Source organism: Streptomyces sp. NPDC051051 (assembly GCF_040682975.1).
Taxonomy (GTDB): Bacteria; Actinomycetota; Actinomycetes; order Streptomycetales; family Streptomycetaceae; genus Streptomyces.
On record NZ_JBFBCB010000007.1, the window covers coordinates 34724 to 61330 of the forward strand.

Annotated in this window: 24 protein-coding genes and 2 tRNA genes; 5 read left to right on the plus strand and 21 right to left on the minus strand. The window is 71.6% G+C overall.

What is annotated here, in order from left to right:
* Positions 1 to 8: 8 nt before the first annotated feature.
* From AB0N31_RS07710 to leuS, 4 genes are all read right to left on the minus strand, one after another.
* A complete protein-coding gene (locus tag AB0N31_RS07710; RefSeq protein ID WP_366057474.1) occupies positions 9 to 1049 on the minus strand; it encodes a ComEA family DNA-binding protein in 1041 nt (346 codons plus the stop codon).
* Positions 1050 to 1219: 170 nt separating this feature from the next.
* Positions 1220 to 2065 (minus strand): DegV family protein, encoded by an 846-nt coding sequence (locus AB0N31_RS07715; protein ID WP_366057475.1) that lies wholly within the window; start codon positions 2063 to 2065, stop codon positions 1220 to 1222.
* A 94-nt stretch (positions 2066 to 2159) separates the two neighbouring features.
* Complete coding sequence (locus AB0N31_RS07720) at positions 2160 to 2903, minus strand: hypothetical protein (protein WP_366057476.1); 744 nt, start codon at positions 2901 to 2903, stop codon at positions 2160 to 2162.
* A 263-nt stretch (positions 2904 to 3166) separates the two neighbouring features.
* The gene (gene leuS, locus AB0N31_RS07725; RefSeq protein ID WP_366057477.1) at positions 3167 to 6043 is read right to left on the minus strand and encodes a leucine--tRNA ligase; all 2877 of its coding nucleotides are present in this window, start codon (positions 6041 to 6043) and stop codon (positions 3167 to 3169) included.
* 412 nt (positions 6044 to 6455) lie between these two features.
* Here leuS and AB0N31_RS07730 point away from each other — a divergent pair, with 412 nt between their 5' ends.
* Both AB0N31_RS07730 and AB0N31_RS07735 read left to right on the plus strand, forming a co-directional pair.
* Positions 6456 to 7748 (plus strand): cytochrome b/b6 domain-containing protein, encoded by a 1293-nt coding sequence (locus tag AB0N31_RS07730; protein WP_366057478.1) that lies wholly within the window; start codon positions 6456 to 6458, stop codon positions 7746 to 7748.
* Positions 7745 to 9355 carry an NADH-ubiquinone oxidoreductase-F iron-sulfur binding region domain-containing protein gene (locus AB0N31_RS07735; RefSeq protein ID WP_366057479.1) on the plus strand — a complete coding sequence of 537 codons (1611 nt, stop codon included), beginning with the start codon at positions 7745 to 7747 and terminating at the stop codon, positions 9353 to 9355. The genes AB0N31_RS07730 and AB0N31_RS07735 overlap by 4 nt, the downstream gene beginning before the upstream one ends.
* A gap of 142 nt (positions 9356 to 9497) precedes the next feature.
* Here AB0N31_RS07735 and AB0N31_RS07740 read toward each other — a convergent pair.
* The 4 genes from AB0N31_RS07740 to AB0N31_RS07755 form a co-directional block, all read right to left on the minus strand.
* Positions 9498 to 9570, minus strand: a tRNA-Ala gene (locus tag AB0N31_RS07740).
* A 107-nt stretch (positions 9571 to 9677) separates the two neighbouring features.
* The gene (locus tag AB0N31_RS07745; protein WP_003976229.1) at positions 9678 to 9911 is read right to left on the minus strand and encodes a hypothetical protein; all 234 of its coding nucleotides are present in this window, start codon (positions 9909 to 9911) and stop codon (positions 9678 to 9680) included.
* A 3-nt stretch (positions 9912 to 9914) separates the two neighbouring features.
* Positions 9915 to 10088: a hypothetical protein gene (locus AB0N31_RS07750; RefSeq protein WP_366057480.1), complete on the minus strand. Its 174-nt coding sequence runs from the start codon at positions 10086 to 10088 to the stop codon at positions 9915 to 9917.
* 69 nt (positions 10089 to 10157) lie between these two features.
* On the minus strand, positions 10158 to 11522 hold the full coding sequence (locus AB0N31_RS07755) for an MFS transporter (protein ID WP_366057481.1): 1365 nt from the start codon (positions 11520 to 11522) through the stop codon (positions 10158 to 10160).
* 272 nt (positions 11523 to 11794) lie between these two features.
* On the opposite strand from AB0N31_RS07755, the gene AB0N31_RS07760 reads away from it, so the two are divergent.
* Positions 11795 to 12628, plus strand: a complete 834-nt coding sequence (locus AB0N31_RS07760) for a helix-turn-helix transcriptional regulator (RefSeq protein WP_366057612.1) — start codon at positions 11795 to 11797, stop codon at positions 12626 to 12628.
* 71 nt (positions 12629 to 12699) lie between these two features.
* Here AB0N31_RS07760 and AB0N31_RS07765 read toward each other — a convergent pair.
* The 7 genes from AB0N31_RS07765 to AB0N31_RS07795 all read right to left on the minus strand — a co-directional run bounded on the left by AB0N31_RS07765 (position 12700) and on the right by AB0N31_RS07795 (position 17186).
* Positions 12700 to 12772: transfer RNA gene (locus tag AB0N31_RS07765), tRNA-Ala, on the minus strand.
* Between the two features lie 93 nt (positions 12773 to 12865).
* Positions 12866 to 13546, minus strand: a complete 681-nt coding sequence (locus AB0N31_RS07770) for a histidine phosphatase family protein (RefSeq protein WP_366057482.1) — start codon at positions 13544 to 13546, stop codon at positions 12866 to 12868.
* Positions 13543 to 13986, minus strand: a complete 444-nt coding sequence (gene rsfS / locus AB0N31_RS07775; RefSeq protein ID WP_366057483.1) for a ribosome silencing factor — start codon at positions 13984 to 13986, stop codon at positions 13543 to 13545. Before rsfS ends, AB0N31_RS07770 begins: the two co-directional genes overlap by 4 nt.
* Before the next feature lie 128 nt (positions 13987 to 14114).
* Complete coding sequence (locus tag AB0N31_RS07780; RefSeq protein WP_366057484.1) at positions 14115 to 15923, minus strand: LytR C-terminal domain-containing protein; 1809 nt, start codon at positions 15921 to 15923, stop codon at positions 14115 to 14117.
* Between the two features lie 16 nt (positions 15924 to 15939).
* On the minus strand, positions 15940 to 16578 hold the full coding sequence (gene nadD / locus AB0N31_RS07785; protein ID WP_366057485.1) for a nicotinate-nucleotide adenylyltransferase: 639 nt from the start codon (positions 16576 to 16578) through the stop codon (positions 15940 to 15942).
* Between the two features lie 78 nt (positions 16579 to 16656).
* On the minus strand, positions 16657 to 16821 hold the full coding sequence (locus AB0N31_RS07790; RefSeq protein WP_366057486.1) for a hypothetical protein: 165 nt from the start codon (positions 16819 to 16821) through the stop codon (positions 16657 to 16659).
* Between the two features lie 203 nt (positions 16822 to 17024).
* Positions 17025 to 17186 (minus strand): hypothetical protein, encoded by a 162-nt coding sequence (locus tag AB0N31_RS07795; RefSeq protein ID WP_366057487.1) that lies wholly within the window; start codon positions 17184 to 17186, stop codon positions 17025 to 17027.
* Between the two features lie 140 nt (positions 17187 to 17326).
* Between AB0N31_RS07795 and AB0N31_RS07800 the strand changes: the two genes are divergently transcribed.
* Complete coding sequence (locus tag AB0N31_RS07800; protein ID WP_366057488.1) at positions 17327 to 18421, plus strand: M48 family metallopeptidase; 1095 nt, start codon at positions 17327 to 17329, stop codon at positions 18419 to 18421.
* Positions 18422 to 18532: 111 nt separating this feature from the next.
* On the opposite strand, the gene AB0N31_RS07805 is transcribed toward AB0N31_RS07800, so the two are convergent.
* From AB0N31_RS07805 to proB, 5 genes are all read right to left on the minus strand, one after another.
* A complete protein-coding gene (locus tag AB0N31_RS07805) occupies positions 18533 to 19606 on the minus strand; it encodes a hypothetical protein (protein ID WP_366057489.1) in 1074 nt (357 codons plus the stop codon).
* 88 nt (positions 19607 to 19694) lie between these two features.
* A complete protein-coding gene (locus AB0N31_RS07810) occupies positions 19695 to 20303 on the minus strand; it encodes a hypothetical protein (protein WP_366057490.1) in 609 nt (202 codons plus the stop codon).
* A gap of 77 nt (positions 20304 to 20380) precedes the next feature.
* Entirely contained in the window at positions 20381 to 21667 is a 1287-nt protein-coding gene (locus AB0N31_RS07815) for a glutamate-5-semialdehyde dehydrogenase (RefSeq protein ID WP_366057491.1), read from the minus strand.
* 139 nt (positions 21668 to 21806) lie between these two features.
* The gene (locus AB0N31_RS07820; protein ID WP_366057492.1) at positions 21807 to 22319 is read right to left on the minus strand and encodes a hypothetical protein; all 513 of its coding nucleotides are present in this window, start codon (positions 22317 to 22319) and stop codon (positions 21807 to 21809) included.
* 158 nt (positions 22320 to 22477) lie between these two features.
* A complete protein-coding gene (proB, locus tag AB0N31_RS07825) occupies positions 22478 to 23584 on the minus strand; it encodes a glutamate 5-kinase (protein WP_366057613.1) in 1107 nt (368 codons plus the stop codon).
* A gap of 240 nt (positions 23585 to 23824) precedes the next feature.
* Between proB and AB0N31_RS07830 the strand changes: the two genes are divergently transcribed.
* On the plus strand, positions 23825 to 25219 hold the full coding sequence (locus AB0N31_RS07830; RefSeq protein WP_366057493.1) for a polysaccharide pyruvyl transferase family protein: 1395 nt from the start codon (positions 23825 to 23827) through the stop codon (positions 25217 to 25219).
* Positions 25220 to 25264: 45 nt separating this feature from the next.
* On the opposite strand, the gene AB0N31_RS07835 is transcribed toward AB0N31_RS07830, so the two are convergent.
* Positions 25265 to 26479 (minus strand): glycosyltransferase, encoded by a 1215-nt coding sequence (locus AB0N31_RS07835; RefSeq protein ID WP_366057495.1) that lies wholly within the window; start codon positions 26477 to 26479, stop codon positions 25265 to 25267.
* Between the last annotated feature and the right edge of the window lie 128 nt (positions 26480 to 26607).

Here is a 26607-nt window from a genome sequence, read left to right on the forward strand (position 1 = left end):
CTCCTCCCTCATGGCCGCACCAGGTTCCGCAGGTCGGAGAAGCGGCGTTCACCGATGCCGTTGACCTCGCGCAGCTCGTCCACCGATCGGAAGCCGCCGTGCCGCGTCCGGTAGTCCACGATGTGCTGCGCCAGCACGGGTCCCACTCCCGGCAGCGTGTCGAGCTGGTCCGCGGTGGCCGTGTTGAGGGAGACGGGAGCCGGCGGTCCCGCTCCCACCGCGCCACCTCCGGCCCCTGCTCCAGCTGGCCGGCCTCCGGCCCCCGGCGGTCCACCGACGACGACCTGTTCCCCGTCCACGAGGAAGCGCGCCCGGTTCAGACCGTCCGTGTTCGTGCCCGGCCGCACCCCACCGGCCGCGGCCAGTGCGTCGACCACGCGCGAGCCGGCCGGAAGGCGATGGATGCCGGGATCGCGGACCTTGCCGCTGACGTCCACCACGATCTGCGCTCCCGCCGTGCCCACCCCACCGGGCGCCGGGGCCGAAGCCGAGGGCTCGGCCGACCCGCTCCGCTCGTCCTCTCCATAGGGAGCGGCCGCCTGCACCACCTCGGGAGCCCGCACGGGCTGCGCGCGGCCGGTCCAGAAGTGCTGGACGGCGAACCCGGCGACGGCGACCACCACGACGGCCAGCGCGAGTACGTTCCTGCGTTCCAGTCCGCACCGCGCCTGTGCCCACACCGGCAGCCGCTCCCGCAGAGCCAGCCCGGCCCGCGCCCGCCATTCACCCGGCCCCCGAGTCACCACCGCACGGCCGTCGCCCTCGGCTACGGATCCGGACCCGGACCCGGCGGTCTCCTCCCCCACCACGCCGGGCATGCTTCCCGGGCCGCCGTGCTGCGGCGGCCCCATCCCCAACTCCCCGCGCTCGCCGTCCCGTTCCCCGAACAGCAGCTCCGCTCGTCGGCGCAGCTCCTCAGCCGGGGCATGGCGGTTCCCCACCCGGCTGCGTGCCGGTGACCGTCGGTGTCGGACGCGTCCGTCGGAGCCGGGCCGGCGCCCGGGTCCACTGGTCGCGGTGATCGTCCGTGTGCGTGATCGAAGTGCCATGCCACGAGAATGGGACACTTCACGAATCCGCGATGATCTTGCTCAATTCCCGGGGAGAACCACCCGATTGTGGATAACTCCGCCACCCGCGGGAGTGAGGCGACGGCTCTTCGCCGAGCCGGACCCCGGGCTGAACGAGCCGAACCATCGAGCCGATCCACCGACCCGCATCATCGGGCCGAAACCACGACTCCCAGCAATCCGGGCCCGGTGTGCGCCCCGATCACCGCACCGACCTCACTCACATGCAGCTCCCCGAGACCGGGCACCCGCGCCCGCAGCCGGTCCGCCAGGGCTGACGCCCGGTCGGGAGCCGCGAGATGGTGGACGGCGATGTCCACACGTGCGCCGCCCGCACGGTCGGCCGCCAGTTCCTCGAGGCGGGCGATCGCCCTCGACGCCGTCCGCACCTTCTCCAGGGGCTCGATGCGCCCCCCGTCCAGCTGGAGCAGCGGCTTCACCGCGAGCGCGGAACCGAAGAGGGCCTGGGCGGCGCCGATGCGGCCACCACGGCGCAGATAGTCGAGGGTGTCGACGTAGAAGAAGGCGGAGGTGCCGGAGGCGCGTTTCTCCGCGGCGGCGACCGCCTCGTCCACCGTGCCGCCCGCTTCCGCCGTCCCGGCCGCCGAGAGCGCGCAGAATCCGAGGGCCATCGCGATCATGCCGGTGTCCACCACCCGCACCGGGACCGGAGCCTCACGCGCCGCGAGGACCGCCGCGTCGTGGGTGCCCGACAGTTCGGCGGACAGGTGGAGGGAGACGATGCCGGTGGCGCCGGACTCGGCGACCCTGCGGTAGGTCTCCGCGAAGACCTGGGGGCTGGGGCGCGAGGTGGTGACGGAACGTCGTTTCTGCAGGGCCAGGGCCAGGGAGCGGGTCGAGATCTCGGTGCCCTCTTCGAGTGCCCGGTCGCCGAGAACGACGGTCAGGGGCACCGCGGTGATGCCGTGGCGCTCCATCGTCCGCTGCGGCAGGTAGGCCGTTGAATCCGTGACGATAGCGACATGGCGGGACATGAGCTGGAGGTTACCTGCCGTATCCGCGGGACGGGAGTCCGGACCCTCGCGGCCGGTCGGCCGTTGACCGGATCGAGTACCGGGCCGGGGGGGCTCAGGTGGTGCTCTCGGGCCGGGGCTTCTTCTGCCAGGGATAGCTCGGACGCGGCCCCGGCGGGGTGATGGCGGGCCGGGCGGGGGTCTCCGCCGGACGCGCGGCGGGCGTCTCCGACCGGGCCTGACCTCCGGACGCGCGGTCGGCCGCAGGTGCCTCGGGCCAGGAGGAGGGCGCCTGCGCCGGTGCCGGGTCGTCCGCGGTGGTCCAGTGGCGCAGGGCACCGGCCTCGACGTCGATCTGTGCGTGGAGGGTGTCCAGGTCGTCGTCGGCGAAGCGGTGGGCCCGGTCGCGGGCGGCCCAGCGCAGCGAGTCGGCCGACGACGTGATCCGCCCGGTGCGCTCGCGCAGCGACGGCAGCCGCTCGGCGAGGGTGGCCCGGTCGGGCTCGGACTCCAGTCGCTTGAGTTCGTCGTCGAGTTCGCGCCCGTGCCCGCTGAGGCGTGCGAAGAGGGCGAGGGACTCCTTGAGGGACTCGTCCTCGGCAACGCCGGCCTGAAGCGCCTCCTGGGTGGCCCGCATCGAGGTCCGCAGCCTGAGGCGGAGCTGGGCGATCTCGCCGGCCGGACCGGGCTGGGCGAAGGACTTGGCCCGCAGGGTGTGGTCCTCGACGGTGCGGCGGGCCTGGGTGATGGTGCGGTCGACGCCGCGCTTGGCGGCACCGACGACCTTCACCGTCGCGTAGGCCCCCGCCGCCAGGAAGAGCACGAAGAGCAGGGCAAAGATCGCGATCACTGCTTCCACGAGCTCCTCCTCCGGTCCGACACGGCACACCGCGCGCCGCTCTTCAACGGTAAACGCAACGGGCAGGCGCGGAGTTCCGCCAGAACCCCGAACCTGCCCGTAGGGGACTACCCCGAAGCAAGCGCCGACCGGAGCCGCACGCACCGGTGCCCCTCGGACGCCGACCGGCGCCGCACGCACGGGGCCCCCCGCACAGCGGCCCCGGCCGCACACCCTCCGCGACGCTCGGACGCCGGCCCCAGCCGCGTCCGTACCCGTGTTCGTCAGGCCGGCACGATGTTGACCAGCTTCGGCGCCCGCACGATCACCTTGCGGATCCCGGCGCCGCCCAGCGCGTTGACGACGTTCTCGTCGGCCAGCGCCACCTTCTCCAGCTCCTCGTCGGAGATGGCCGGCGACACCTCCAGGCGCGCCTTGACCTTGCCCTTGATCTGCACCACGCAGGTCACGGTCTCGTCCACGACGTACGCCGGGTCGGCCACCGGGAAGTCCTGGTGGACGACGGAGTCGGTGTGGCCCAGTTTGCGCCACAGCTCCTCGGCGATGTGCGGGGCCAGCGGCGCGACCAGCAGCACCAGGGCCTCGGCGACGCTGCGCGACAGCGGACCGCCGGCCTTGGTCAGGTGGTTGTTCAGCTCGGTGACCTTGGCGATGGCGGTGTTGAAGCGCATGCCCTCCAGGTCCTGGCGCACACCGTCGACGGCCTTGTGCAGGGCACGCAAGGTGTCCTCGTCGGGCTCGGTGTCGACGACGGTGATCTCACCGGTCGCCTCGTCCACGACATTGCGCCACAGGCGCTGGAGCAGCCGGAACTGGCCCACCACCGCGCGCGTGTCCCACGGCCGCGAGACGTCCAGCGGGCCCATCGCCATCTCGTACAGGCGCAGGGTGTCGGCGCCGTACTCGGCGCAGATCTCGTCCGGAGTGACCGCGTTCTTCAGGGACTTGCCCATCTTGCCCAGCAGCCGGGAGACCTTCTCGCCCTGGTGGTAGTACGCCCCGTCGCGCTCCTCCACCTCGACGGCCGGTACGGCGATGCCGCGGCTGTCGCGGTAGACGTAGGCCTGGATCATGCCCTGGTTGAACAGCTTGTGGAACGGCTCCGCGGACGAGACGTGGCCCAGGTCGAACAGGACCTTGGACCAGAAGCGGGCGTACAGCAGGTGCAGCACGGCGTGCTCGGCACCGCCGACGTACAGGTCGACCCCGCCGTGCGGCTGCCCCGCGCGCGGACCCATCCAGTACTGCTCGATCTCGGGGTCGACCAGCTTCTCGGAGTTGTGCGGATCCAGGTAGCGCAGTTCGTACCAGCAGGAACCGGCCCAGTTGGGCATGGTGTTGGTCTCGCGGCGGTACTTGCGCGGACCGCGGCCGTCACCCAGGTCGAGGGTGACGTCGACCCAGTCCTCGTTGCGCGACAGTGGCGTCTCGGGCTGGGTGTCGGCGTCGTCCGGGTCGAAGGTGCGGGGCGAGTAGTCCTCGACCTCGGGCAGCTCCAGCGGCAGCATCGACTCGGGCAGCGCGTGGGCGATGCCGTCCTCGTCGTAGACGATCGGGAAGGGCTCGCCCCAGTAGCGCTGACGGCTGAACAGCCAGTCGCGCAGCCGGAAGTTGACCGTGCCCGCGCCGACGCCGGACCGCTCCAGCCACTCGGTGATGCGCTCCTTGGCCTCGGCGACGCCCAGGCCGTCCAGGGAGACCCGGGCGTTCGACGAGTTGATGATCCTCGCGTCGTAGGAGGCGAAGGCGTCCTCCCACGTCGAGGTGTCGGTGCCGCGGCCGTCGGTGGGCTCGACGATGCACTGGATCGGCAGTTCGAAAGCGCGCGCGAACTCGAAGTCGCGCTGGTCGCCGGCCGGGACGGCCATGATCGCGCCGGTGCCGTAGCCCATCAGGACGTAGTCGGCGATGAAGACGGGGATCCGCTCGCCGTTGACCGGGTTGGTCGCGTACGCGCCGATGAAGACGCCGGTCTTGTCCTTGGCCTCGGCCTGACGCTCGACGTCGGACTTGGAGGCGGCCTGCGCGCGGTACGCGGCGACGGCCTCGGTCGGGGTCGCGTGGCCTCCGGTCCACACGTCGTGCGTGCCCTCGGGCCAGGCGTCCGGGGTGAACTTCTCGACCAGCGGGTGCTCGGGGGCCAGCACCATGTAGGTCGCGCCGAACAGGGTGTCGGGGCGCGTGGTGAAGACGGTGATGCGCTCGCCGTCGATCGGGAAGTCGACGCGGGCGCCCTCGGAGCGGCCGATCCAGTTGCGCTGCTGGAGCTTGATGGCCTCGGGCCAGTCCAGCGCGTCCAGGTCGTCGAGCAGCCGGTCGGCGTAGGCGGTGATGCGCATGTTCCACTGGCGCAGCTTGGCCTTGAAGACCGGGTAGTTGCCGCGCTCGGAGCGGCCGTCGGCGGTGACTTCCTCGTTGGCCAGCACGGTGCCCAGGCCGGGGCACCAGTTGACGGGCGCGTCGGAGGCGTAGGCCAGGCGGTACTCGCTCAGGACGTCCGCGCGCTCCACCTCGCTCAGCTCGTCCCAGGAGCGGTCGCCGGGCAGGCCCCGCTCACCGGACTCGAACCGGGCGACCAGTTCGGCGATCGGGCGGGCCTTCTTCGCCTCGTCGTCGTACCAGGAGTTGAAGATCTGCAGGAAGATCCACTGGGTCCACTTGTAGTAGTCCGGGTCGATCGTGGCGAACGACCGGCGCTTGTCGTGGCCCAGGCCCAGCCTGCGCAGCTGGGACTTCATGTTGTTGATGGCGGCTTCGGTGGTGATCCGGGGGTGCTCGCCGGTCTGCACGGCGTGCTGCTCGGCGGGCAGGCCGAAGGCGTCGAAGCCGAGGGTGTGCAGGACGTTGTGGCCGGTCATCCGCTGGTAGCGGGCGAAGACGTCGGTCGCGATGTAGCCCAGGGGGTGGCCGACGTGCAGGCCCGCACCCGAGGGGTACGGGAACATGTCCATGATGAATTTCTTCGGCCGGGCGACGACCGCGGGGTCGCCCGCCAGGTCGCCTTTCGGGTTCGGTGCCGCGTACGTGCCGTCGGCGTCCCAGACGTCCTGCCAGCGTGCCTCGATGTCGGCTGCCATGGCGGCCGTGTACCGGTGCGGCGCGGCCACCTCGGCGGTGGCAGCGGGGTTCGTCTCGCTCATGTCCTCAAAGCTCCATCGATCGTCTCTGCCAGCGGCTGCCACTCGGGAAACGAAAAATCCCCTCGCACAGGAGGGGACGCCGCGCCGATTCCGAACCGTCCGGTTCTCCGGCGTTCGGGACTGATCAGCGCGGCTCGCTAAGCAGAAGGCGTACGGCACGCATGGCATCAGGGTACCGCAGGGCTTGAGCAAGCTGCGACGCGCTTGCGTATGCCTGGTCGACACGTACGCACCACGCCGCAACCGGACCAAGGCCAGGGATTACTTCGCGTAACAGCCACTAAGGGACATCGCTGTGGCCACATTGTCCTTTGATAACAACGCAATAACTCAAACCTCGTACCCATCGGTATGGCGCCCACTTAGAGTTCGGCATCGGGACCGCTTTCCCGAACTGCTCGGAGTTGCCCCCATGAACCCTCTTCGTAGTAACAGCTCGCTCCCCCGGCCGGGCCGGTCGGCCTATGGGGTGGCGTCCGCCGTCGTCCTGCTCCTCATACCCGTGGTCGTGCTGGTCGGAGGTGACCAGTTCCGCGCGTTCCTGAACTTCGGCGCGGGCGTGCTGTCCCTCGTCTCGCTCAGCTGCTCGGTGATCTGGGGCCTGGTCGCCCAGGACCGGATCTTCCTCAACACACGCCAGCGGCTCATCGGCCAGGCCGTGCACCGGACGACGGCGGTCGCCTCGATCGCGTTCCTGCTGCTGCACATCACCACGAAGATCGCGCTGGACCACACCCAGTTCATCGCCGCGATCATCCCGTTCTCGCTCGGCGTCACCGGAGCCGCCGGCCTGATCGGCCTCGGCTCGCTGGCCGGACTGCTGATGATCTTCGTGGGCATCACCGGCGCGCTGCGCAGCCGGTTCGCCTCGCCCGCCCCGGTGGCCGCCCGCTGGCGGGCCATGCACATGCTGGCCTACCCGGCCTGGTGCGCCGCGCTGATCCACGGACTCTACGCGGGTCGCGCGGCCAAACCGATCTTCACCATCCTCTACAGCCTGTGCCTGCTGGGCGTCATGGCCGTCCTCGCCCTGCGTTCCGCACCGCGTCCCTTCAAGCGCCAGGTCGCCGACCGCATCGCCGCGGTCCTGGGCACCGACGAGCCGGCCGGCCGCGACGCCCTGGACGCCAGCCGGGCCCGGATGGCCGAGTCCCAGTCGCTGCCGGGTTACGAGGGCCGCCCCGGCCGGGGAGCGGACACGGCGGGCTCCGGACGCGGGACGCCACCGCCGTCGCCCCTGTTCGACACTCCCGCGCCCAAGCCGGCGAACGGCTTCGCGGCCGCCTACCGCGCCGTCTCCACGCCCCCGCGCGCGGAGCAGTCGTTCGCGTCCGGCCAGACCGCGCGCATGGACCTGCCGTTCGACCTGCAGGCCACCGAGGCCGTCCCGCGCATGGACAGCGGCGGCAGCACCTCCGGCAGCTGGCCGATCCCGTCCCCGCCGCCGGTCGGCGAGGCCCCGCAGTCGGTCTACGACCCGCTCCAGGACACGGGATTCACCATCCCGGTCTATGGCAATCCGGGCACCGGCGGGTACGGCGGGAGTGATGTGTACGACACCGGTGAGACAAACACCCGGTATGACGCGTACAACCCGAACGACACGTACAACAGCGGTCCCGCCGATGAACCATCCCCCGGGGCGTCCTTCGACGCACCGGGTTCGGGCGAACCTTGGAACATGCCTTCCGGAGGCTATAGGTGAACGAGGCCCTGCCCGACGTCCCGGAAGTCCGCGTGGTCGGCCTTCCGCAGCTCACGTCGGGCTTCGACCTTGTCGAGAGACTCGATCTGCCCATGCACCTGAAGGTGCACGGGCCGCTCGAACCCATGGGCGGAGAGAAACTCGCGCAGCTCTCGGAACGCATCAACCTCAAGGGCCGCGGCGGCGCGGGCTTCCCCTTCCACAAGAAGCTGCGTTCCGTCGCCGACGCGGCGATCAAGCGGGGCGTCCGGCCGGTCGTCGTCGTCAACGGCAGCGAGGACGAACCGGCCTGCCGCAAGGACACGGTCCTGATCAACCGTGCCCCGCACCTGATCCTGGACGGCGCGCTGCTGGTCGCGGAGGCGCTGGGCGCCCGCACGCTCGTGGTGGCGGTCACCCGCGAATCGACCCAGCGCTCCATGGAGGCCGCACTGGCCGAGCGCGGCCTCAGCAACGGCCGCCGCTCGGCGCTGAAGGCGTTCGTCCAGCGCAACCCGATCCGCATGGTCACCGGCGCGGCCGCGTCCGTGATCCGTTCCATCGACGGCGGCCCGGCGATCCCGCCCGGCCGCAAGGTCAGCGCCTCGCAGAACGGCGTCGGCGGCGCCCCGACACTGCTGTCCAACGCCGAGACGTTCGCCCAGCTGGCCATCGGCGCCCGCATCGGCCCCGAGCGCTACGGCAACACCGGCCTGTACGACGAGCCGGGCACCGTCATGCTGACGGTCTCCGGCGCGGTCGCCCGCCCGATGGTGATCGAGGTCCCCACGGGTGTCCCGCTGCGCTACGTCCTCCAGTTGGCCGGCGCCCCGCCGGTCCCGCAGGGGGTGCTGACCGGCGGTTACCACGGCAAGTGGATCGACGCGGCGACGGTCAACGAGGCGATCGTCTCCCGCAACTCCCTGGACGCGGTGGGCGGCGCGCTCGGTGCCGGCGCGATCCTGCCGATCAGCCAGGAGACCTGCCCGCTCGGCGAGTCGCTGCGCGTGGCCCAGTGGCTGGCCGAGGAGAGCGCGGGACAGTGCGGCCCCTGCTACCTCGGTCTGCCGGCCGCCGCGCGCGGCATGGAGGACATCATCAACGGCGGCGGCCCGGCCGCCCTGGAGGCACTCAAGCAGGTCGCCAAGAACGTCAAGCGGCGCGGTGCCTGCTCACACCCGGACGGCTCCGCGATGTTCCTGGAGTCGACCATCAAGGCGTTCACGGACGACCTCGCGGCCCATGTCCTCGGCAATGGCTGCGGACGGCCCGTGGAGGGCGTTCTGCCGCTCTTCGAGGGCGGCATGGCCCCCGCGGGCATCTCGGCCGGCGGAGCGCCCGAGGACGCCGGCGACAGCCGTCAGAAGATCTTCGTGGACTGGACCCTGTGCCGCGGCCACGGCCTGTGCGCGGACATCCTCCCGGAGGTCTTCCAGCTCGGCGCCGACGGCTTTCCGACGGTCGCGCAGGCCAAGGTGCCGCGTTACGCGGAGGCGAAGGCGCTGCGCGCGGTGCGCCGCTGCCCGGCGCTTGCCCTGCGCATCGAGGAGGACACGCGCGCGAAGGAGCCTTCCCGCAACCTTCCGGTCCTCTCCCAGGGCCGCGGCCGCCGCGCCCTGGGCCGCTGATCGGCACTGCGCGCCCGTCGCCGCGGCGACGCCGAGAGGGGCCGCCCGGCGGAGCGCGGCCCCTCGGCCCGTTTCCCGCCGCACGCGCGCGTGAGAACACAAAAAGATCCCGCCGGGTCTTTCGATCCGGCGGGATCCGCTGTGGAGCTAAGGAGAATTGAACTCCTGACCTCCTGCATGCCATGCAGGCGCTCTACCAACTGAGCTATAGCCCCTTGCTTTGTCCGCCGGGCTTCCCTGGCGGCGACGCCAACATTACACGGTCCGGGGGGTGCACCACCAAATCGTTTCCGTCCTGCCCGATTTTACCCGGAATGCCGCTTCAGGCGGTGACGAACGAGTAGAACCGCTTGAGCGTGCAGTGCTCTTCGAGGAGCCGGCCGTAGATCGGCTCGCCCTCCAGCTCCCGATAGGTCTCGATCGGGTCGCCCTTTATGATCAGCGCCCGCGCGCATTCCTCGCACCAGTACTGGTAGTCGGGATTGACCGGCTCCATGTCGCGGACGATCGGGGTGCCACTGCCGCACCAGTCGCACTTTCGCCTGTGTGCACCCATCGATCAGCTCCAGCTGTGGCCGCAGGCCGTGCACACGTAGGAGATCCCGCCGTTGTCACCGAGGACCTGGGCCACGAAAGCGGAACCGCAGGAAGGGCAGCTGAGCCGGGTGGCCGTGTCCCGTGTCACCGCTGCTCCGGAGAGGTGGCCGCCCTCTCCGAGGATGCTCGCAGGCATCGCAACTCCCTCCCGTCGGGCCGCGCCCCCTTCCGGCCGTTTGATTCTGCCACGGCCGGGCCGATACGGTCAGCGACGCCTCAGTACCAGTCCGGACACGGCACCCAGCGCGGCCGTCGCGGCGAGCGCGAACACGCATGTGAGCAGCGCTTGCGAAGAGGTATACGCCGCCAGGCCCCCGAGTGACTCAAGCCGGTCGAAGAAGAGTGCGCCGAAGGCCGCGACCCCGGCCAGCTGCCCGAGCTGCGTGACCGTGGCCAGCAGCCCGCCGGCGTCCGCCGCGTCCTCGGGGCGTACGGCGGCCAGGGCCCGGGTGAGCGTGGGGCTGAACGCCAGCGCGAGCCCCGCTCCCACTCCGGCGCACGCCGGATACAGCCACGCGCCCCCGTCGCCACCGCCCCTGAAGACGAGGCCCACCGCGGTCAGGGAGACGGCGGTGAGCGTGAACCCGGCCGGAGCGAGCGCCCGTTGCCAGGCCGCGGGCCACCTGCGCCAGGTCAGACCGACCACGCCGAAGACCACCGCGGTCGGCGCGAACGTCAGACCGGCGCGCAGCGCGCTGTACCCCAGGCCCGCCTGGACGTGCAGGGTGAGGACGAACAGGAAGCCGCCGTTGACCGCCATGACGGCCGCGATGCGCAGCACGGCGAGCCCCATGCCGGGGTGGCGCAGCACGCGGGGCGCGATCAGCGGGGCACCGCCGCGCCGGGCGAGCCGGGGCTCGTAGCCGCGGAAGGCGGCGAACAGGAGCGCGCCGACGGCCGGCGAGAGCAAGGACCACGACGGCCAGTCCTCCTCCTGGCCGAGCACGAGCGGCACGGTGACCAGGCAGACGGCCGCGCCGAGCAGCACCAGGCCGGGCAGGTCCAGGCCGCGGGCGCGCTCCGGTCCCGGCCCGGTGCCGCGCGGCAGTACCCGCCCGCCGACGGCCAGCAGGAAGAGGCCCACCGGCACGTTCACCAGGAACACCGGCCGCCAGCCGGTGCCCAGCAGGTCGGCGCTGACCAGCACACCGCCGACGACCTGGCCGGCCGCCGCGCCGACGGCGAGGACCGCCGCGTACGCGCCGAGCGCCCGGGCCCGGGCCTCGCCGCGGAAGGTGCGCTGGATCAGGCTCAGTACCTGAGGGATCATCACCGCCGACCCGGCGCCCTGCACCAGCCGGAACACGATGAGTTCGGTGCTGCCCCGCGCCAGCCCGCAGGCCAGCGAGGCGGCGGTGAACAGGGCCAGCCCGGCGAGATGGACCCGCCCGTGACCGAACCGGTCGCCGAGCCGCGCGCCGGTGATCAGCAGCACGGAGTAGGTGATGGCGTAGCCGGCCACGACCAGTTGGAGGTCGGCTCCGGAGGCGTTCAGGTCGGAACCGATCGCGGGGGCCGCGACGTTCACGATGAAGACGTCCAGCAGTGCCATGAACTGGGCGGTGAGCACGACCGCGAGCAGGCGCCGGGCCCGATTGTCAGTGCCAGGGTCTTTACTGGTCGCAGGAGTTGGAGCGGGCGCGGAGTCCGGGCTCGTCCGGGGTGAGGTCGTCATGCCGTCGAGCCTGACGCGACGTCGGTACGGGTGCCGAGAGTCCGTCGATGCTGGTACCGACAGCACCTGGCAGGGGGGACGGGGGATCGACGATGGTGGACGTGACGACGGCGACGAGGAGGGCCGCGGGCCCGGGGGCCGGGTCCGCGCAGCGGCGCCGGCCGGAGCTGGCGGCCCTCCTGCGCAGCAGGCGGGCCCGCGTGACACCGGCCGACGTCGGCATGCCACCCGGTCCGCGGCGCCGTACGCCGGGGCTGCGGCGGGAGGAGGTGGCCCAGCTCTCGGGCGTGGGGGTCACCTGGTACACCTGGCTGGAGCAGGGCCGGCCGATCAACGCGTCGGCCCAGGTGCTGGACGCGGTGGCGCACACCCTGCGGCTGGACCCGCCGGAGCGGGAGCACCTCTACCACCTGGCGGAGGTGCCGTACGTACCCACGCCGGAGGCGCCCGCGCGGAGCGTGGGGCCGGAGGTCCAGGGCATCATCGACGCCCTCGCGCCCCGGCCCGCGGTGGTCTACACCTCGCGCTACGACATCCTGGCCGCCAACGCCGTGTACGAGGACCTGTTCCTGACCCCGACGCGGGCGTCGGCCGGGACGCCTGCCAACGCGCTGCGGGCCCTGTTCACGGTGGACGAGGAGGACTGCCCGCTGCTGTTCCGGGAGACGGAGCTGCCGATGATGGTGGCGACCCTGCGAGCGGCGTACGGCCTGCATGCCGGGGAGCCCGCCTGGGAGGACTTCATACGCGCGCTGTCGGTGGCGAGCCCGCTGTTCGCGCGGCTGTGGGAGTCCGGTGACGTGGCGGAGCCGGGCCGCCGCGTGAAAGTCTTCCGGCACCCCGCGGTGGGCGAGCTGCGGATGACGTCCATGTCGCTGTCGATCAACGGGATGCCGGAGTGCCGCATCGTGGTCTACACACCGGAGGACGAGGAGACGGCGCGGCGGGCGGAGGCGCTGCGGGCGGAGGCGCTGCGGGCGGAGGCGCTGCGCGGGCAATGAAAAATCCCGCCCCCTGAGGGACGGGATCTTCCCGAAACCGATCTTTGACAACTCCACAGAGTGTCGATCAGTGGAGCTAAGGAGAATTGAACTCCTGACCTCCTGCATGCCATGCAGGCGCTCTACCAACTGAGCTATAGCCCCTTGCGTTCTTCCCGCTCGGCGGGGCGAACAAGAAGAACTTTAGCCTGCGACCTGCCGGAAAGTGAAATCCGGGTCCGGTCCGCCCCGAGGCGCTCAGTCGTCGTCGCCGAGGACCGGCTCCGGCAGGGTGCCGGCGTTGTGCTCGAGGAGCCGCCAGCCGCGGGCGCCCTCGCCGAGGACGGACCAGCAGCAGTTGGAGAGGCCGCCGAGGCTCTCCCAGTTGTGCGCCTCCAGGCCGAGCAGGCGGCCGATGGTGGTGCGGATCGTGCCGCCGTGGCTGACGACGACGAGCGTGCCGTCCTCGGGCAGCTTCTCGGCGTGCCGCAGCACGACGGGGGCGGAGCGGTCGGCCACCTCCGTCTCCAGTTCGCCGCCGCCGCGGCGGACGGGCTCGCCGCGCTTCCACGCGGTGTACTCGTCACCGAACCGGGAGACGATCTCCTCGTGCGTCAGCCCCTGCCAGACGCCCGCGTACGTCTCCCGCAGGGCCTCGTCGTGGGTCACCTCGAGGCCGGTGAGCGCGGCCAGCTCGACGGCCGTGTTCGCGGCCCGCTGGAGGTCCGAGGCGATGATCGCGTCGGGCTTGAGGGAGGCCAGCAGCCTGGCGGACCGGCGGGCCTGGGCCACGCCGGTCTCTGTCAGCGGGACGTCCGTGGTGCCCTGGAAGCGGCGTTCCACGTTCCACAGGGTCTGGCCGTGCCGCCAGAGGATGACGCGCCGGCCGCGGCCCGGCGTCCGGCCGGCCGCGGCCTCGGCACCGGGTGGGGTCGTCACCAGTCACCCCCCGGCTCGGCGGCGTCCCGGGCGGCCTGCAGCTCGGCGTGTTCCTGGGCCTTGCCCCGGGTCGCCCGGGCGTCGGCGGGCAGGTCCAGCTCGGGGCAGTCCTTCCACAGCCGCTCCAGGGCGTAGAAGACGCGCTCCTCGCTGTGCTGGACGTGCACGACGATGTCGACGTAGTCGAGCAGGACCCAGCGGGCCTCGCGGTCGCCCTCGCGGCGGACCGGCTTGGCGCCGAGTTCCTTCTGCAGGCGCTCCTCGATCTCGTCGACGATCGACTTGACCTGGCGGTCGTTGGGAGCGGAGGCCAGCAGGAAGGCGTCCGTGATCGACAGCACGTCGCTGACGTCGTAGGCGATGATGTCGTGCGCGAGCTTGTCGGCGGCCGCCTGGGCGGCGGTCCGGATGAGCTCGATGGAGCGGTCTGTGGCGGTCACTGCGTGGCTTTCCGTCGGCGGTCGTTTGCCCTCAAGGGTCTCACGGCCGCCGACGACACCCCACGGGAATACACCGGGCCCGGCGTGACCGGGGGCCACTTCCGTGACGGGCCCCGGTTCCGCCCCGGCTACGACGACGAGGGCTCGTAGTCCTTGCCGAGGACGACCACGACATCCGCGTTCGCGGGGACCGTGCCCTTCGCGACGACGGTGCCGGGCAGGCCCAGGGTCTTGGCGACCTCGGTGGCGTTCTCCTTGTCGGCGGCGTCCGCGTAGAGCACCTTGGACGTGGACGCGGTGCCGCCCGGGGCCGTGCCGCCGTCCAGGAAGGTGAAGCCGCCGTTGAGGAGGACCACGCGCGCGTCCTCGGTGGTGGCCTCGGCTCCGCCGGCGTTCTGCACGGAGACGCTGACCGCCGCGTCCTTGTCGGGGCTCTTCGCGGTGCCGCCGAGGACGTCCTTGACCACGCTGGCGCTGGCCTCGGCGCTGAGCGTGCCGTCGGCCTGCACGGGCAGGAGGGCGGTCTTGTAGTCGCCTCCCTTGGCGAGGTCGGCGAGGTTGGCGAGGAAGGCGCCGAGGTCCTTGTCGGTGAGCGAGGGGTCGAGGATCTGCGCCAGGGTCTGCACGGTGACGGTGGCGCCCTGCGGGTCGGAGGACACCTTGCGCAGCACGGCCTGCATGACCTGGCCGAACCGCTCCAGCTGCGCGTTCTGGGGCTCGCCCTCGGCACGGTAGGTGGCGTAGGCGACGGCCGTCTTGCCGCTGAGGGTCTGGCCCTCGCCCTTGCTGACGAGCGGGGCCTGGCCCTTCTTGGCGGCCGGGTCCGGCACGGCGGTGTCGGTGTCCACCTCGATGTTGCCGACGAGGTCGACGAGGTTCTGCAGGTAGGGGGTGTCCAGCCGCCAGGTGCCCTGGATCTCGGTGCCGAGGACGGTGTCCAGCGACTCGCGCGTCCCTGCGGAGCCGTCGCCGTCGACGGACTTCGCGAGGGTCGTCGTGGTGCCGTCGTCGGTGGTGACGACGAGGGAGTTGGGCAGCAGGACGGTGGTGCCCTGCTCGGTGGTGGTGTTGTCGACCAGCAGGACCGTGGAGGTGCCGCCCTGGGCGGTGTCGTGCAGGTGGACCACGATCACGTCGCGCTTCTGGGCGGCGGGGGCGGCCGTGGTGCCGCCCTTGGAGTCGTCGGACGACGACAGGCCGGGCAGCTTCCCGGCGTACCAGAGGTAGCCCACTCCGCCGACCGCGGTCAGCGCGAGGACGACGGCCAGGGCGACCAGGCGGCTGCGGGCGCGGCGCTTGGCCTCCTCGCGGCGCTCGGTGCGGTTCTCGGTGAAGTTCAGCCAGTCGATGACGTCCTCGGAGTCCCCGTCGGGATCTTCGACGAACGCGAACTGCTCCGTGTGGTAATCCCGTTGGGGCCGTGCGGAGGCGTCCGACTCCTCCTCGGCCTCCACCGGTCCGGCCTGCTGCGGGATGTAGGCGGTCTGCTCGGCGGCCCGCGGCTGCTGCCCGCTGGTGGCCGTCTGCCCGTAAGGGTCGTACGGGGCCGCGGTCCCGGCTGCCTGCTGCGTGCGCGTGCCGGTGCCGTAGGGGTCGCGGACGGGAGCCTGCCGGCCGGTGTCGTACGGGTCGTAGGCGGGCACGGGAGCCTGCCGGCCGGTGTCGTACGGGTCGTAGGCGGGCACGGGAGCCTGCCGGCCGGTGTCGTACGGGTCGTAGGCGGGGGTGGCCGGCTGCTGACCGGTGCCGTAGGGGTCGTAGGCCGGTTGCTGCCCCTCGCCCCGGGCGTACGGGTCGTGGCCGTAACCCTGCTGCTGTCCGTACGGGTCGTAGGCCTGCTGCGGCGGGACCTGCCGGTACACCGGCTGGCCGTACTCGTCATAGCCGACGAGTTCGTACGGGATCTCCCCGTAGCCCGCGTCGTTTCGGTCGTTCACCGGTGCCCCTCTCGGCTCACTCGCCGCGGTACAGCTCGCGCTTGTCGATGTAGCGCACGACTCCGTCCGGCACCAGATACCAGACGGGGTCGCCCTTGGCGACTCTCGCGCGGCAGTCCGTGGAGGAGATGGCCAGTGCGGGGACCTCGACGAGGGAGACGCCGCCCTCGGGGAGGCCGGGGTCGGCCAGGTTGTGGCCGGGCCGGGTGACACCGATGAAGTGGGAGAGGGAGAACAGTTCCTCGCTGTCCCGCCAGGTCAGGATCTGGCCCAGGGCGTCCGCACCCGTGATGAAGAAGAGGTCCGTGTCGGGATTGAGGGACCGCAGGTCGCGCAGGGTGTCCACGGTGTAGGTGGGACCGCCGCGGTCGATGTCGATGCGGCTGACCGAGAACTGCGGGTTCTCGGCGGTCGCGATGACCGTCATCAGATAGCGGTCCTCGGCCAGGGAGACCCTGCGGTGGCTCTTCTGCCACGGCTCGCCGGTCGGGACGAACACGACCTCGTCCAGGTGGAACTGCGCGGCGACCTCACTGGCCGCCACGAGGTGCCCGTGGTGGATCGGGTCGAAGGTCCCGCCCATGACGCCGAGGCGGCGCTTGCCCGGCTTCGCCGGGCTGTTCGACGGACCGGTAGGCATGTCCTGCTCTCCCATGCGTGCAGACCCTACCGGCCCGTCCCGAGGACACGGTCCGACCGATGTCCGAAGTGCCCCGCTATGAACACAGTGGTCTCAGCGGTCGCGGTTGAAGCGGGTGGTCACCCACAGCAGGAGCACCAGGATCAGGAAGGCGGCACCACCGGTGACCAGGGGGCTCAGGCTCTCGTGGTTGCCACCGTGCTCCTCACCCTCGGCGGCGAGAGTGACCAACTGGGCGGCTGCGCTGTGGAAGCTCATCTTCGGCAGGACCTATCCGATGGAGGGCGGGATAAAGATGTCGGCCCATCGTAAGCGGGCGCCTCGGCACGCCACACGCCGACTCCGCCGTTGGGGAGGCCGGTTGCCCGCGGGCACCGGCGGCGGCTCCGTGGACGACTCCGGCGGCGGTTCCGGAGGAGGCGGACGCGGCGTGGGAAGTGAGGGGGAACCTTCCCGACGGCTCAGTCGTCTTTCCGCTTGTAGCCCCGCAACAGGAACCAGGCTGTCAGCACGCACCCCAGCACCATCACGATCAGTACGACCCGGAGCAGGTACCCCGAACCCTGCTGCTGCGCGGCGCCGGCGGCCTGCGCGATCCAGGCGGCGGTGGGGGTGTGCTCCATGGCGCGGGACTCCTTCGGTGTGGTGCCCGTCCACCGTAACTCCGCCTGGGACGGGCCCTGCTTCGGGGGCGCAAAGGGCTGCACAAAGGTCCGCAAAGGACCACACGTACAAGGGCCATACACACGCACTTGGGGGATGGATGTCCGACGACGGCCACGAGCACAACGGTCACGAGAACGTGCCGAGCAGGCAGCGCAGGCGTTTCCCCGGGATCTCCTCGCGTGCGTACGAGCACCCGGCCGACCGCTCCGCCCTGGTGGCGCTGCGCAAGCTGAGCGGTTTCGACACGGTCTTCAAGGCGCTCAGCGGGCTGCTGCCCGAGCGGAGTCTGCGTCTGCTGTTCCTGTCCGACTCGGTCCGCGTCTCGGACCAGCAGTTCAGCCACCTGAACGACATGTTGCGGGACGCCTGCTACATCCTGGACCTGGAGAAGGTCCCGGCGATGTACGTCACCCAGGACCCGCGGCCCAACGCGATGTGCATCGGTCTGGACGAACCGATCATCGTGGTGACCACCGGCCTCGTCGAGCTGCTCGACGAGGAGGAGATGCGGGCCGTCGTCGGTCACGAGGTGGGGCACGCCCTGTCCGGGCACGCCGTGTACCGCACGATCCTGCTGTTCCTGACGACCCTCGCCCTCAAGGTCGCCTGGATCCCGCTGGGCAACCTCGCGATCATGGCGATCGTGACCGCGCTGCGCGAGTGGTTCCGCAAGTCGGAGCTGTCCGCGGACCGGGCCGGCCTGCTGGTCGGACAGGACCTCAAGGCCTCGATGCGCGGCCTGATGAAGATCGCGGGCGGCAACCACCTGCACGAGATGAACGTGGACGCGTTCCTCAAGCAGGCCGAGGAGTACGAGGCCGGAGGTGACCTGCGCGACTCCGTGCTGAAGATCCTCAACGTACTGCCCCGCTCCCACCCCTTCACCACCGTGCGCGCGGCCGAGCTGAAGAAGTGGGCCGAGTCCCGCGACCACCAGCGGATCCTGGACGGTCACTACCCGCGTCGCACCGAGGACAAGGAGACCTCGGTCACCGACTCCCTCCGCGAGTCGGCGTCGCACTACACCGATCACGTGAAGAGCTCGAAGGACCCGCTGATGAAGCTGGTCACCGACATCGCGGGTGGGGCGGGCACCCTGGGTGGCCGGGTGCGCCGCGGCTTCGACGGCTTCACCGGCACCGCGCCCCCGCGGGACCGTCCGACGGACACGCCCCCGCGCGACGAAGCCTGACGGGACCCGGTCGCCCGGCGGGGCACACCGGTCCCGCCGCGCACGCCTGCGCCGGCTCACGCCCCGCCGGCACGTTCCGTTCCCCGGACCCGCCTCTCCGGCCCCCGCCGCTCACACGCTCGGCTGTGCGCTCGCCGCCAGCGATCCGCAGAGCGCCGTCGCCCCGCCTGTCGCGTAGGGGTCGGTACCGGCCGGGCCGCCCGTCCCGGCGGTCTGGCCGGCGAGCAGGGGCCGCAGGTGGTTCGTGGAGTCGTCGCCGCACGACAGCGGGCCGGCCTGCACGTAGGAGACGATCAGCTGGGTCTGGCGCAGCCGCAGGTCGTCGCGGTCGAAGCGGAACTGGAGTTCGCGGCGGACGGTGAACAGCGAGGCGGGGGCCCCGGCGTCGGCTCCGGCCGGGCGCAGGGCGTAGACGAAGGTGTGGTCGGCGGTGACCTCGAGGGTGGCGGCGTCGGCCTCGGCGGCCTGGAGGGTGCCCTGGACGCGGATCCCGCGGTCGGCGAGTTCGGCTCGGGCGGGGTCGAACCGCACGAGCCATCCGGTGGGCGCATGCCGTCCGTCGGCCGCCGGGTGGGTGAAGCTCTCGTCGAACTGGTCGAGCTGATCGGGGTCGAGCAGCATGCGTACGGGCCTGACCTGCTGCCCGGTGAGCACCTCCGGGTAGAGCGAGGAGCGCACGATGTAGTCCTTGGCGGTGCTCAGGGCGGTGACGACCTGGCTGTCGGAGAAGTGCGCGGTGCGCCGGGAGGGCGGCAGCGGGATGCCCTCGGCGCCGACGCGGTACCGGGCGGCGGGGCTGTGCGCGAACAGGTGGGCGGGGTCGGCGGTGCCGGGCACGACGCCCTGCGGGGCGAGCGGGATGACGGTCGTCCGCAGCGGTTCGACGGCGCGGCGGGCGGTCGGGTTCTGGTACGGGTGCCGGACGCCCATGTAGATCGCGGTGCCGAAGGCGAGAGCGATCAGCAGGACCAGGGCGAGAGCCTGCCGGGGCAGACCGGTCCGCCGCACGGGCGGGCGGCGACGTACGGCGGGGGCGTGGTCGGTGATGCGTTCCTCGGCGGAGTACTCCTGGAGGCGGGCAGCACGGACGAACGATTCGTCGAAGACGACGGATCGGTACTCGTCCTCACCGCCACCGGGAGTTCCCTCGGGTGCCCCCTCCGGTGGCTCTCCGGGCCCGCCCATACCTTCAGAGTAGGTCGCCGGGAGCTCCGGTAAACGCCGCGCTGCGCCACAAGTGCTGACAGGTTCTCACCCGGTCGGCGGCGCTCCCTCAGGGCGTGCGCGGGACGGCAGCGACGGGTGGCCGAACCTGGTCGGCGGAGGCGGACGGAACCGGCCCGGCACCGGTTTCGAGCCCGGTCGACGCGGGCGACGGCGCGTGGTCGCGGTTGTCGGAGGAGGAGGCTCCCCGGTAGACCGCGGCGAAGGCCAGCGCGACCATGCCCACGCCCATGACGACGGCGAGTATCCAGGCGACCGGCCGATGCCAGCGGACCTGCTTGCCGTACGGCCCGAAAGCGCCGTGCCGGCGGCCCCAGGTGTCCGGGTCGTCGGGGTCCTCGAGGTCGTCCGGATCGTCGTAGTCCGGATCATGGCCGAAGACTCCGGGCCCGTAGAGGTCGTCGTAGCGGTCGCCGCGGGCGCGGCGGGCTTCGGCCTCCGAGGCCTCGGCTCTCGCCTGCGCGGCGGCCAGGAGGCGTTCGACGGCGGTCGGCTCGTGCACCGGCGCCGCCCGTACGAAGGCCTCGTCGAAGACCACGGAGGCGAACTCTTCGTCCGACACCCCGCGGTCGTGGTCGTCGTCGGGCTTCCAGCCGTCCGGGAACGGCGTGCCCCCCACGTCCTCCGGCACGGATCCAGAGTAGACCTGGGGGGTCAATTTGGGCAGACGGTACGGAAATTCATCCGTCTGCTGAGACGCCTCTCACGCCCCTGGCGGGCGCCGTGCGCCTCCCGTCAGCGCCGTACGTGGCCGTCGCCGGTGACGATGTACTTGGTGCTGGTCAGCTCCGGCAGGCCCATGGGGCCACGGGCGTGCAGCTTCTGGGTGGAGATGCCGATCTCCGCGCCGAAGCCGAACTGGCCGCCGTCGGTGAAGCGGGTGGAGGCGTTCACGGCGACCGTGGTGGAGTCGACCAACTGGGTGAAGCGGCGTGCGGCCTGCTGGGAGGTGGTCACGATGGCCTCGGTGTGGCCGGAGGTCCACAGCCGGATGTGCTCGACGGCCTTGTCGAGCGAGTCGACGACGGCGGCGGCGATGTCGTAGGAGAGGTACTCGGTCTCCCAGTCCTCCGGGGTGGCCTCGACGACGGTCGCCCGGGAGTCCTTGGCGTAGGCCAGGACGCGCTCGTCGGCGTGGACGGTGACCCCGGCGTCCGCGAGGGCGTCGAGGGCGCGGGGCAGGAACTCGGCGGCGATGTCCTGGTGGACCAGGAGGGTCTCGGCGGCGTTGCAGACGCTGACCCGGTGGGCCTTGGAGTTGATGAGGATGTCGACCGCCATGTCGAGGTCGGCCTGGGCGTCGACGTACACGTGGCAGTTTCCGGTGCCGGTCTCGATCACCGGAACGGTGGACTCCGACACGACCGTCTGGATCAGCGAGGCGCCGCCGCGCGGGATCAGCACGTCGACGAGGCCGCGGGCGCGCATCAGCTCGCGCACGCTCTCCCGGCTCTCTCCCGGCACGAGCTGGACGGCGTCGGCGGGCAGCCCGGCGCCGCCGACGGCGTCGCGGATCACCCGCACCAGAGCGCTGTTCGACTCGTAGGCGGAGCCGGAGCCGCGCAGCAGGACCGCGTTGCCGGACTTCAGGCACAGGGCCGCGGCGTCGACGGTGACGTTCGGCCGGGCCTCGTAGATGATGCCGACCACGCCGAGCGGGACGCGGACCTGGCGCAGGTCGATGCCGTTCGGGAGGGTGGAGCCGCGCACGACCTCGCCGACGGGGTCGGGCAGGGCGACGACGTCGCGCACGTCGGAGGCGATGGCCCGCACCCGCTCCGGGGTGAGGGTGAGCCGGTCGACGATCGCCTCGCTGGTGCCGGCCTCGCGGGCCTTGGCGATGTCCCTGGCGTTGGCCTCGACGATCTCGCTCGTACGGACCTCGAGCGCGTCCGCGATGGCGAGCAGCGCGTCGTCCTTGACGGCCCGCGGCAGCGGCGCGAGGTCGGCGGCGGCCGCCTTGGCGCGATAGGCGGCCTGGGTCACCGGGGAGAGGGCGTCGTACGGCGAGAGCGTGGTCATAAGGAAAGGGTAGTGCGCGGCGCGGGCCCGCTCACGGCTCGTTCCACACCCCGAGACGCCTACCGAGACGCCGGCCGGGACGCCGCTGGAGACGCCGGCCGGGACGCCTCTCGGGGCTCCCGCCCGATGCCGGACGAGGTCAGTAGGGGTGGACCCCGACGGGGGTCGCCGGGGCCGGGCCGTAGCCCTCGGCGATGCGCTGGTGGTAGGTCTGGCGGTCGATGACCTCCAGGCCGACGATCTCCCATGGCGGGAGTCCGGCAGTCTGACGGTGCTCGCCCCACAGGCGCAGGGCGACCGCGGCCGCGTCGTGCAGGTCGCGGGCCTCCTCCCAGTAGCGGATCTCCGCGTGGTCGACGGCGTAGCGGCTGGTCAGGAGGAAGGGGTGGTCGTGGGCGAGCTGCTCCAGGGCGCGCCGCACCTCCTTGAGGTCGGCCTCCTCGCCGGAGACGCTGAGGGTGACGTGCCACAGGCGGGGCAGGTCCGCGGGGCGGGTCTGCCCCGGGCCGTCGTCCTCCTGCCGCCCCCGGTAGTTCTCCCCGGTCGCCACGCTCGTCAGGGCGCGTTCCTCGGCCGCCGGGCGCGAGGCCGCCGGACTCGCCCCGCCGGCACTCCCACGGGCCGCTGCCACCCCAGGGCGTACTCGTCTCACGACGGCCTCCTTTACGCAGCGCTCGTGCGGAACATGTCCCAGAAACAAAGTGGAGCAGGCCGCACGGCTCCATGGGGTCGTTTCACGGAACGTCCCCCACCGGTACGGACCGTTCGAGCGTCGCCGGGAGCGGTCGTTCGACCGCGGGCGCGGGCGCCTCAGGGGTGCAGGATCACCAGGTCGTCCCGGTGGACGACCTCCCGCTCGTACTCGGCGCCGAGTTCGCGCGCCAGTTCGCGGGTGGAGCGGCCGAGCAGCTGGGGGATCTCCTTGGCGTCGAAGTTGACGAGGCCGCGGGCCACGGCGTGCCCGGAGCCGTCGCGCAGCTCGACCGGATCGCCCGCGCTGAAGTCGCCCTCGACGGCGGCGATCCCGGCCGGCAGCAGTGAGGTACGGCGTTCGACGACCGCCCGTACGGCCCCGTCGTCCAGGGTCAGCGAGCCCTGCGGGGCGGACGCGTGCTGGAGCCACAGCAGCCGGTCGGCGGAGCGCTTGCCGGTGGCGTGGAAGTAGGTGCCGGTGTCACCGCCCGAGAGGGCCTCGGCCGCGTGGACGGCGTTGGTGAGGACGACGGGAATGCCCGCGGCGGCCGCGATCCGGGCGGCCTCGACCTTGGTGACCATGCCGCCGGTCCCGACGCCCGCCCGGCCGGCGCTGCCGATCTCGACGCCGGCCAGGTCGGCGGGTTCGCGCACCTCGGCGATCCGTGAGGTGCCGGGTTTGCTGGGGTTGCCGTCGTACACGCCGTCGATGTCGGAGAGGAGCACGAGGAGGTCGGCGTGGACGAGGTGGGCGACGAGGGCGGCGAGCCGGTCGTTGTCGCCGAAGCGGATCTCGTCGGTGGCGACGGTGTCGTTCTCGTTGACGATCGGGAAGGCGCCCATCGCCAGCAGCTTGTCGAGGGTGCGGGAGGCGTTGCGGTGGTGGGCGCGGCGGCTCATGTCGTCGGAGGTGAGCAGGACCTGGCCGACGCGGACGCCGTAGCGGGCGAAGGAGGCGGTGTAGCGGGCCACGAGGAGGCCCTGGCCGACGCTGGCCGCGGCCTGCTGCCGGGCGAGGTCCTTCGGCCGGCGGCGCAGACCCAGCGGTGCGAGTCCGGCGGCGATGGCGCCGGAGGAGACCAGGACGATCTCCCGCTCTCCCCCACTGCGGATCTTGGCGAGGACGTCGACGAGCGCGTCCACCCGGTCGGCGTCCAGGCCGCCGGAGGCGGTGGTCAGCGACGAGGAGCCCACCTTGACGACGATCCTGCGGGCCTCGCGCACGGCCTGCCTTGCCCCTGACACCTTGTTCTTCGTCCCCTCGTGTAGGTCCACGGCTGCCCCGTCACGCAATCTACGCGAACGGGGGCGGAGGGCGCGCCGGGGTTTCACGTGCCGGGACGGTCACGCTGTGCCCGCAGGCGTTCACCGTTTGCGTAGGGCAAAGAGCTTGTGCGGGTTCCACAGGAAATTTGAAGAGATCCAAAATTTCCTTCGAAGTTCGCGTAACCTAAAGTTCGCCCTGTGAAGCGCATACTCCTGAGATCGGGGAAGAGCCCCTTCGACGTACTCCCCGTCGAGGAGGCACTGCACCGCGATGTGATCGCCACCAACTCCGGCAACCTGATCTTCAGCGATGCCGCCCACAAGATCCTCACCGTGCCGGGCACCGAGGTCGTCTCGAACAGCATGCGGACCGAGGTGGCCGCGGCGGGGCGGATCAACGAGGAGTACGACGCCTTCGTCGTGCCTCTCGCCAACGCCTTCCGGCCGACGTTCGAGCCGGCGCTCCAGCGACTGACCCGGCTCATCGGCAAGCTGAAGATCCCGGTCGTGGTGCTGGGCGTCGGCGCGCAGGCCGGCCTCGACCAGGACCCCGCGCGGCTGAAGGCCATGGAGCCGACCGTGCGGGCGTTCTGCTCGGCGGTGCTGGAGCGCAGCGCGTCGATCGGCGTACGGGGCGAGTTCACCGAGAAGTACCTGACCGACATGGGGTTCCGGGACGTGGAGGTCATCGGCTGCCCGTCGATGTTCCTGCACGGCGACCGGCTGACCGTGGAGAAGCGGGTCGAGTCCCTCACGCCGGAGTCGCGAATAGCCGTCAACGGCTCGCACACCGCGGTGCGCAGCGGAGGTCTGCACCGGATCATCACGCGGACCCACGCGCACTACCCGAACCTGCGGTACGTAGGCCAGAACCTCACCGACGCCAAGCAGCTCCACTGGCGTGACGTGGACTCCCCGGCCGGCCGCGTGACGCAGATGCCGACCCACCCCGACCACCCGATGTACCGGGAGGACAAGGTCCGGGTGTACGTCGACCCGGTGACGTGGATGGACGACCTCCGCGACTTCGACTACTCGTTCGGTTCGCGGATCCACGGCAACATCGCGGCGCTGCTGGCGGGCACGCCCGCGACGGTGCTGGCCTTCGACTCGCGCACGCTGGAACTGTGCCGCTACTTCGAGATCCCGCACCGCCTCCTCAACGAGGTGCCCGCGGACCTCGACCCGGCCACCCTCTACGAGGAGGCCGACTTCGGGCCGCTGACCGGCAACCACCGGGAGCGCTTCGAGCGGTTCACGGGCTTCCTCGACAAGAACGGCCTGGAGAACACCTTCACGCACGGCGACGGCGGCGCGGCCTTCGACAAGAAGCTGCGGTCGCTGTCCTTCCCGGCCGGGGTGCGGCCCTGGAACGACACCGACCCCGCCTCGCTGACGAGCCGGTTCGGGTGGCTGCAGCAGCGGATCACCCAGGTGGAGTCGCACAACGCCGAGTTGAAGCGGGAGCTGGCGAAGAGCCGGGCGGGGGCACGGGGCGCGGCCAAGGCCGCGATGGTCACTCCGTCGATCTACCGGCGTGCCCGGCGGGCGGTCGGAGGGCCGCTGCGGCGGGCGCTGAAGCCGTCGAAGTAGCCCCGGGGCCCTCCCCGCCCCCGCACACCGCCGTCGCCGCCCTCGTCACGCCGCCGCCGTCGTCCGAGCCCTCAGTCGGCGCAGCGTGCGCCGCACCTTGCGGGTCGCCCTGCGCAGGAAGGACTCGGTCGGGCCCTGGCGCCAGCCCGGGAACTCCCTGGCCTCCCGGGGCTCGGCGAGGTAGACGCGGTCGGGGATGCCGGCCGCGCGGTCCCGGAAGTGCGGGTAGGCGAGATAGAGCCGCGTGCCGCGCTTCTCCAGGACGGGGTCGGGCTCGCGCTTGTCCTTGATGAACTCGATGACCTCCGCGAGGAGGTCGGGGCGCCCCTCGGCGACCAGGTGCAGGCGCAGCCGCTCGTGGACCCGGAGGCGGTGGGAGACGCCCTCGTTCCAGTACGCGTCCATCAGCGGCTTGGCCAGTTCGAGTTTGGTGCGCCGGATCTCCTCGTCGTTCCTGAGGAAGACCGGCCCGAACTGCGGCAGGACGGTCACCAGGAACGGGCGGACCATGAGCACGTCCCGCTTGGGGCCGGGCGGCAGCATCCGGGCGATCAGCTCCATCAGGGCGCGCGCCGAGTCGAAGCGCAGGGTGTAGCTGCCGCTCTTGGTCACGTGCTTGCCGTCGCTGCGGCCCACCAGGTAGTAGCAGGTGTGGTCGGCGACCACGGAGACGCCGTCGGCCCGCAGGTAGGCCTCCATGGTGAACACCGCGTCCTCGCCGGTCCACAGGGACTCGTCGAAGCGGATGCCGTGCCGCTCCAGCAGTGCGCGCCGGAACAGTTTCTGCGCGCTGAGCGTGAACTTGATGTTGGACGAGAAGACGTCGGTCCGTTCCAAGGTCTTGCCCCACATGGACCGGGGTGCCTTGCGGTTGACGCCCTCGACCCGGCCGAGGACCACGTCCGTGCCGTTGCGGTCGGCCATGGCGACCATGCGCTCCAGGGCCTCGGGCCCGAGCCGGTCGTCGGCGTCGAGGAAGAAGACGTACCGACCGGTGGCCTTGGCCAGGCCGACGTTGCGCGGACCGCTGGGGCCGCCGGAGTTCGCCTGGTGGATCACGGTGACCGCCATGGGCACGCGGGCGGCGAACTCCTCCAGGCAGTCGCCGCTGCCGTCCGTGGAGCCGTCGTCGACCGCGATCACCTCGATGCGCGCCGGGTCCAGGGACTGTGCCTCCACCGATGCCAGGCATTCGACCAGGTACGGCATCGCTTCGTACGCCCCGATGATCACGCTGACATCGGGCTCGGCCACGGTCACTTCTCCCCCTCGCCACGCACGGTTTCCCCCTGGTCAAAGATCGGGCAACCCGATAGACGGGGGATTGCAGAAAGGGGTTGCCCGTGTTACCTGCGCCCTGGATGTGTGCCGCGTCACAGCCTAGGGAA

Bases quoted from the DNA above. Each gene is read 5' to 3' on its own strand.
- AB0N31_RS07710 (WP_366057474.1), bottom strand. From the start codon at position 1,049: ATGGCACTTCGATCACGCACACGGACGATCACCGCGACCAGTGGACCC.
- AB0N31_RS07715 (WP_366057475.1), bottom strand. From the start codon at position 2,065: ATGTCCCGCCATGTCGCTATCGTCACGGATTCAACGGCCTACCTGCCG.
- leuS (WP_366057477.1), bottom strand. From the start codon at position 6,043: ATGAGCGAGACGAACCCCGCTGCCACCGCCGAGGTGGCCGCGCCGCAC.
- AB0N31_RS07730 (WP_366057478.1), top strand. From the start codon at position 6,456: ATGAACCCTCTTCGTAGTAACAGCTCGCTCCCCCGGCCGGGCCGGTCG.
- AB0N31_RS07745 (WP_003976229.1), bottom strand. From the start codon at position 9,911: ATGGGTGCACACAGGCGAAAGTGCGACTGGTGCGGCAGTGGCACCCCG.
- AB0N31_RS07750 (WP_366057480.1), bottom strand. From the start codon at position 10,088: ATGCCTGCGAGCATCCTCGGAGAGGGCGGCCACCTCTCCGGAGCAGCG.
- nadD (WP_366057485.1), bottom strand. From the start codon at position 16,578: ATGGGAGAGCAGGACATGCCTACCGGTCCGTCGAACAGCCCGGCGAAG.
- AB0N31_RS07790 (WP_366057486.1), bottom strand. From the start codon at position 16,821: ATGAGCTTCCACAGCGCAGCCGCCCAGTTGGTCACTCTCGCCGCCGAG.
- AB0N31_RS07795 (WP_366057487.1), bottom strand. From the start codon at position 17,186: ATGGAGCACACCCCCACCGCCGCCTGGATCGCGCAGGCCGCCGGCGCC.
- AB0N31_RS07800 (WP_366057488.1), top strand. From the start codon at position 17,327: ATGTCCGACGACGGCCACGAGCACAACGGTCACGAGAACGTGCCGAGC.
- AB0N31_RS07805 (WP_366057489.1), bottom strand. From the start codon at position 19,606: ATGGGCGGGCCCGGAGAGCCACCGGAGGGGGCACCCGAGGGAACTCCC.
- AB0N31_RS07815 (WP_366057491.1), bottom strand. From the start codon at position 21,667: ATGACCACGCTCTCGCCGTACGACGCCCTCTCCCCGGTGACCCAGGCC.